The following is a 6,000-nucleotide window of genomic DNA, read 5'->3' as shown; positions in this document are numbered from 1 at the left end:
AGCCGTTTCGACTATTTCAGATAAACTACGACCACGATAGCCACGCCCAGGATCAGTAGTGCCAGGCAATAATTGAGGATCGTTCCGGATTGCCGCTTTTTTCCCTGATTGTACTGGTGGTGAACGGTAGACATTCTTTTCCCCGCGACAACATTAATTGGTTCTGGCGAGTTGGTTTCATGTCGACCGCGCGGCGAGACTGTGGTCAACGGTGGCTTTCAACTATATCTATCGGCAACTACTGGTAAATGCAGAGTCGGAGCGCATCCGACCCTGCATTTGATAGATTCTTTTGTGATTTTGGCTATCAGGGGAGCCAAATCACTTTGTTCGCACTGCAGAGATAGGCGATAAGGTAGAGGATTGCCGCAAAACTAGGCCAGACTGAATCCAAAGTTAATGGCGATCATCTCGGCCAGTACCGGAACTAAGCACTGAAGCTGCTCCATTGACCGCGAACTCCCAGTCGACCAGCGGGCCAACTCGCAGTGTCCCTTTGGGGAAAGGCATCCCCATGAAAAAGCCGACCGGCGCGATCAATATGACCGCCACCAGCATTCTGATCGAGACCGGCATTCCGCCAAACATCCCAAACAAATATCGAAAGACAAAAGCATCCAACAACAGCCAGCCAATAATTGCGAGAAATACGGTCCGATTTGAGAACTGACGCGCACCGGCTCCTGATCCCAGACGCGATCAGCAGAGTCAACAGCACCGGTCACGATACTATGCAGCGAGGCTCCGATCAACAACGACAGTACTTCTGGATCAACACACCTCCACCGCCATGAAGCCCACGCCGATCGCAAAGAAGTAAAGCCAGGGTCCTGCCGCGAGATGCTCCCCTTGCTCAGATAGGGATCAGGTTGACCGGCAAAAATGATCACCACCACCACTGCGAGAATGATCAACAACGTCACCTTCGAGAGGGAAAGCCGGAGAATTCCGGGCATAGTTGAAACCTTCTGCATATTCTCCGAGGTCAAATTGCGCCAGAGCCCGAGTTGCGCGACAAACGGTCGGTTGTCGGAGACGGGGAGAGATCTATCTTCGTGAACTGCGCTTTCGCCAGCCATCGTTAACGATCCGCGCGATTTGATTATTCGCCAATGACTCGTTCGCTGGAGGATACAACAGATGGATCTGGCCGAATCGTTCCGGAGTAAGCGGCCCGGAGCGCATAGTAGCGAAGTGAATCGGTCAACGGCCGTTTCGAGAGAAGCAATATCTTCGCCGCATTTTGGCAAGTCATACACCGCGATATGCCGCGACGGGTCAGAGATGCCGCTTGCTCCGCCGAGAGCACCTCTGTTCTCCAGCGCGGCCAATGCCTCTGATACCAATCTCGGCGTGTATACCTGATGTTCCATCATCAGGAAGCCGCTGTCGGAAAGCCTCCCAGTAAATCCTCGAATGCCCCGGTCGTAAGAGATAGTTCTTTGCCAGGGCAAACGCGCCTGATGCCAGAGCCGCCCAGCTATTCGAACTGAGCGAGTAGATGACACTCAAACTTTTTCTTTTTTTTTTTTTTTTACCCCGAATTTCCGGACATATGAGCGCGCATCTTCGGTTACTAACAGTCACCGTGGATCGCGATAGAGATTCCCGGCAACTCCGCAACCGAAAAAGCATCCGTGTCGTATCATACACCGCTCTGGCTGAATCAACCTGTGCCACGCTCCAACTGCTATCGGGGACGAACGGCGCCTTGTGGTAACCGGTCGTGTCATCATTCAGCATCATCCAGTTGATGTGCGGGTTGACCTCAACCGCGTGAACCTCAGTCGCACCTTCCACCAATGCCTGCAAAACATCACCGCCGCCGCCGGATCCCAGCGAAAGGAATCTGCAGGAATCAAACTGCTGTATCAAATAGGAGACATCGATCCCCACTCAACCGGAATCAGGATTGATATCTTCCCATTTTCCGTCGACTCGATTTACCGGCGAATTGGCGACATTATCTATATTCAATCCGCGATAGTCCGGACCATAGTCGTACATTTTCAATTTAGAGACGGCATCCCAGTGCGTGTAGATCACTGCGCATGTTCCCGTCGAGGGGCCGTTGAGGGACGCCGTTCGCCCCCCGGAGCTACGATAAAGACCGCCACCGCAACACTACCGGGAGAATCCGGATCCATCCGGCGGCAAGCAGAAACGAGGCCATCAGAATAGGCAGGGCTACCAGTACCGATGCGACCGGAGTGCCGAATTGATTCATTCCCCAGAGTCCAACCAACAGTCCCAGCCCTGCGCCTATCAAATCTGCCATATAAAGGTGGGGCATCTCTGCGGAACGGCGCTTGAAGATCATGGCCAGCCCCATGCCGCCAAAAAAGAACGCGGACATCAGAATCAGAACCGTCACCAGCAGTTTTCCCACCATTGCCATACTGGCGAAGAGGGCCGAGAAATCGAGGCCCAATTGAAATACCAGCATCGGCCCCACCAGCGCGCAGAGCCCTGAGATTGCCAGATAAGGACTTAACAGCAGATCGCGATCCGCCGCCTTGCATAGTCGCAACATCAGACCACCCAATCCAAGTCCCAGGATCGCCAGCGAAAGAACAAGAAACGCAAAGGTATAGAAGAATTCTGCTGAGAAAATGCGGGTCCAGGTCAGTTCAAGGGGGAGAAGGGTCAGAGAGATCAACGCAATTGCCATCAATATTCGAGTCATGGTCACTCCAGGTGTCTTGCGGGTTGCGTACCAGGGCCACCTGTTAGGTACGCATAGCCCCGGGTCACTTGTTGTGGGTAAACTTGTCCAATTTTGGCTTTCGAAAAAGTGGTTGCCTCACGCCCAAACCGACCTGACATTGAGTCCAGTCGGGCCTGTCGAAACTGCACCACCCCATGCGTGAGGGCATACTTGTGAGGATCACTATCATTCAGTTTGCACCGGCTTTGGCCGACCTGCAAGCCACCCTGCAAAGCCTGGACCGTCTCATGCCTCAGGCGATCGGCTCAGATCTGGTCGTCCTGCCGGAACTCTGCAATTCAGGATACAACTTCACTTCGCAGGAACAGGCGTGGGCAAGTTCTGAATCCGTCATCGATGGCCCATTCACCGGCTATCTCCATGCATTCTGCAGACAGCATAACTGCACGATCGTCAGTGGCCTTAACGAGCGCGATGGAAAACAGCTCTACAACTCGTCGATCCTGCTCACTCGCGATGGTGTCATAGGCAAGTATCGCAAACTTCATCTCTATTTGAACGAAAAGATTTTTCCAGCCCGGCAATCTCGGCGCGCCCGTCTTTGAGGTGAATGGCGTCCGCATCGGCATGTTGATCTGTTTCGACTGGTGGTTTGGCGAAGTCTGGCGCCTGCTTGCCCTCAAAGGCGCGGATATCATTTGCCATCCTGCCAATCTGGTCATTCCAGGCAAATGTCAGCGCGCTGTACCTATACATGCCATGACAAACAGAGTTGCGGTCGTGACCGCCAACCGGATCGGTTCCGAAGGAGGCCTCAACTTCACCGGCCTTTCGGTCGTCTGCGATGTCCGCGGAAATGTCATTGTCACCGGTCCGAGAGGGAAGAAGCGGTGATCACCGTTGATATCGATCCGAGAGAGTCGCGCGACAAAGCGGTCAACCCCCGCAACGATCTGTTCGTAGACCGTCGCCCCGATATCTACGCGCCGATCATTTCAACCGATCTGACAGAGAAATCGCGGTGACGAAATCTCCTGTCGTCAAAGCGATCTGTCAGGTGATCCGCAAGATCCCGCGCGGAAAGGTTGCTACCTACGGTCAGGTCGCCGCAATGGCCGGCAATCCTCGTGACCCACGGTCTGTCGGGTGGGTGCTACATGGCTGCTCCGAATCCGAGAAACTCCCCTGGTTCCGCGTTATTAATCGCGAAGGGAAGATCTCGCTCCGCCGGGTGAAGGGTACGAAGTCCAGCACAGTCTACTCGAAAGCGAAGGGATCTACTTTGGGTTTCCGCGACCGTATTGACCTGAAATTCCAATGGCAGCCAAAATCGCCGTGGCTCCATGAAGAAGAAATCTGCGCCTTCAACCAAAAGATCCCACGCAGGAAACCACGGTAGCGCTGCGCCTCTCTGTCTGAAGTAAGTTACGCCAATGAATCAATCCCCCTCTCGACGACTACAGTTTTGGTCCGACACCGGACTATTCTATGCCGCCCTTATCTGGGGAACGACCTTTGTCATTGTCAAATCAGCGCTGACCGGCGTCGATGCCGTGACTATGGTCGGCTATCGTTTTCTGATCGCCGGTGGCCTGTTGTTGGGCTATCTCCTGATCAAACGTAAACCGGTTCTCCCGAATATTCGCCAAGGTCTCTTTCTTGCCGTTGTTCTTTGGACACTTTATGTCACGCAGACAGTCGGTCTGAATTACACCACCGCCTCAAACTCCGGCTTTATCACCGGCCTGTTTGTTCTCTGGGTGCCGGTTTTTCTCGTGACCCTCTTCAGGCGTCGCCCCACTTTGATGGAGATCATCGCCTCGGTCATATCGCTGGTCGGTCTTTGGATACTCACCGGCGGCCTGAAAGAAGTCAACATCGGCGACCTGCTGACGATCGTCGCTTCGATGGCCTACGCCCTGCACTTGTTGCTTTCCGATAAGTACATCAAGGCGGGTGTCGATCCTATCGCCATCAGTTGTCAGCAGTTTCTATTGGTTGGCCTGGGCAGTATTGCCATGACCGCAATCACCGGGCGCTCTTTCGATGTCACCACCAATGCTGCCTGGAGTGCGATCATTTTTCTCGCCCTCTTTCCGACACTTTCTGCCTTTTGTCATCCAGATGTTTGCTCAGCGCCACGTCACCACTCCGTGTGTCACTTATCTTTGCACTGGAGCCGGTATTCGAGCGGCGGCGGCGGCCTGGACAGTTGGGAGAGCAGTTCACCATGCACAGTGGCATCGGCGGCGCATGTATTGTCATCGGCTTAGCCCTGTCGGGTATCCAACTCCCGAACAAGAGTAAGTCAGGTTCTGTTAGTTGATTCTCCTCGTCTCACTCATTTTCTCCTTGCAAACGAAGACATGGTACGCTACGTTATGTCTGGAGTGAATGACTGATCAGGTAAAAGTTTCGCCAAGCTCCGTCGTCACTATTTCACCACTCCATTTTAAGCGCTCAATACACCATCGAAAGCTTCACCGGATCACTTCCGTGCATTTTTTGCATTGATCGTTCCGGCGACCATGAACTGAGTCTTCTGATATACAGATGTATCTTCAACCTTCACCGGTTCCCCAACCGGCGTTCATCTCATGGAGGTGAAAAATGGTTCGCCTGATTCTCTCATTCAGCAGAGTTGCCGCGATCATCTGCTTCCTGGGTTCAGTGTCATGGCTAACTCACCCGTGGCTCCGGACATCCACCCGGGTCCGAACAAAACAACACAGCAGTCTCCTGGAACGAGATCAAACCGGGAGAGATCTACACCTTTACAACAATCATTTGCCAGGCCTTTTTCCAGGCGGTGACGATTGACTGGGCATGGTCACCGGCTTTCGGCGCTTCTGGTTCCTGGCTGCCAATGGGTGTGACCGCGCCGCCCCCTATCCAGCGACTGGAACCCTTCACTTGGCTCTGCTCCAGGTGGTGGATTCATGATGGGCGGCACTGCCTTTGGACCAGGGACAGCAATTCACGCCGATCGGAAACGCGGTCTACATGTCTGAAGTCTTGGCGGTGGCGCACCGTTCGCCGCACCTTTTTCCGATCAGTATCAGCCCGGCAATCAATCAATGGTTCGACTACCCAGCTCTTCCATTGTTGATGTCCCTGGTATCCCCGTTCCAATGATGGGTGAGGCTACTTATGCCTGGGTGCAATCCACCGACATCGATGGCGACCCAACGGAGACTTGAACTTCTACAATGATCCTGCCGACCTTGCCGCTATCTGGTCCTCCTCCACAAATCTGCTTTTGGCGGACCTTTCCCCTATCCGGCACTTTCTCGGCCCGCCCCAGTCATGCCGGGCATGCCGCATGGCGCGTA

At 53.9% G+C, this 6,000-nt stretch carries 7 protein-coding genes and 1 pseudogene; 4 read left to right on the top strand and 4 right to left on the bottom strand.

Features of this window, described 5'->3' with window-relative positions; genetic code table 11:
* Positions 1-396: 396 nt before the first annotated feature.
* The 4 genes from IPH75_13370 to IPH75_13355 all read right to left on the bottom strand — a co-directional run bounded on the left by IPH75_13370 (position 397) and on the right by IPH75_13355 (position 2,686).
* Positions 397-576 (bottom strand): hypothetical protein, encoded by a 180-nt coding sequence (locus IPH75_13370; protein ID MBK7143057.1) that lies wholly within the window; start codon positions 574-576, stop codon positions 397-399.
* Entirely contained in the window at positions 537-1,376 is an 840-nt protein-coding gene (locus IPH75_13365) for a hypothetical protein (GenBank protein MBK7143056.1), read from the bottom strand. The genes IPH75_13370 and IPH75_13365 overlap by 40 nt, the downstream gene beginning before the upstream one ends.
* A 520-nt stretch (positions 1,377-1,896) precedes the next feature.
* On the bottom strand, positions 1,897-2,046 hold the full coding sequence (locus IPH75_13360) for a hypothetical protein (protein ID MBK7143055.1): 150 nt from the start codon (positions 2,044-2,046) through the stop codon (positions 1,897-1,899).
* Between the two features lie 52 nt (positions 2,047-2,098).
* A complete protein-coding gene (locus IPH75_13355) occupies positions 2,099-2,686 on the bottom strand; it encodes a hypothetical protein (GenBank protein MBK7143054.1) in 588 nt (195 codons plus the stop codon).
* Positions 2,687-2,880: 194 nt separating this feature from the next.
* Between IPH75_13355 and IPH75_13350 the strand changes: the two genes are divergently transcribed.
* The 4 genes and pseudogenes from IPH75_13350 (at position 2,881) to IPH75_13335 (ending at position 4,941) form a co-directional block, all read left to right on the top strand.
* Positions 2,881-3,273, top strand: a complete 393-nt coding sequence (locus IPH75_13350) for a hypothetical protein (GenBank protein MBK7143053.1) — start codon at positions 2,881-2,883, stop codon at positions 3,271-3,273.
* Positions 3,236-3,562: pseudogene (locus IPH75_13345) on the top strand (carbon-nitrogen hydrolase). Before IPH75_13350 ends, IPH75_13345 begins: the two are co-directional and overlap by 38 nt.
* A gap of 154 nt (positions 3,563-3,716) precedes the next feature.
* Positions 3,717-4,067 carry an MGMT family protein gene (locus tag IPH75_13340; protein MBK7143052.1) on the top strand — a complete coding sequence of 117 codons (351 nt, stop codon included), beginning with the start codon at positions 3,717-3,719 and terminating at the stop codon, positions 4,065-4,067.
* 34 nt (positions 4,068-4,101) lie between these two features.
* Entirely contained in the window at positions 4,102-4,941 is an 840-nt protein-coding gene (locus IPH75_13335; protein MBK7143051.1) for a DMT family transporter, read from the top strand.
* Positions 4,942-6,000: the final 1,059 nt, after the last annotated feature.

The organism is bacterium, assembly GCA_016708025.1.
GTDB lineage: Bacteria > Zixibacteria > MSB-5A5 > GN15 > FEB-12 > FEB-12.
Note: the sequence above shows the minus strand (reverse complement) of the source record. Positions and strands in the feature narration are given on the sequence as shown.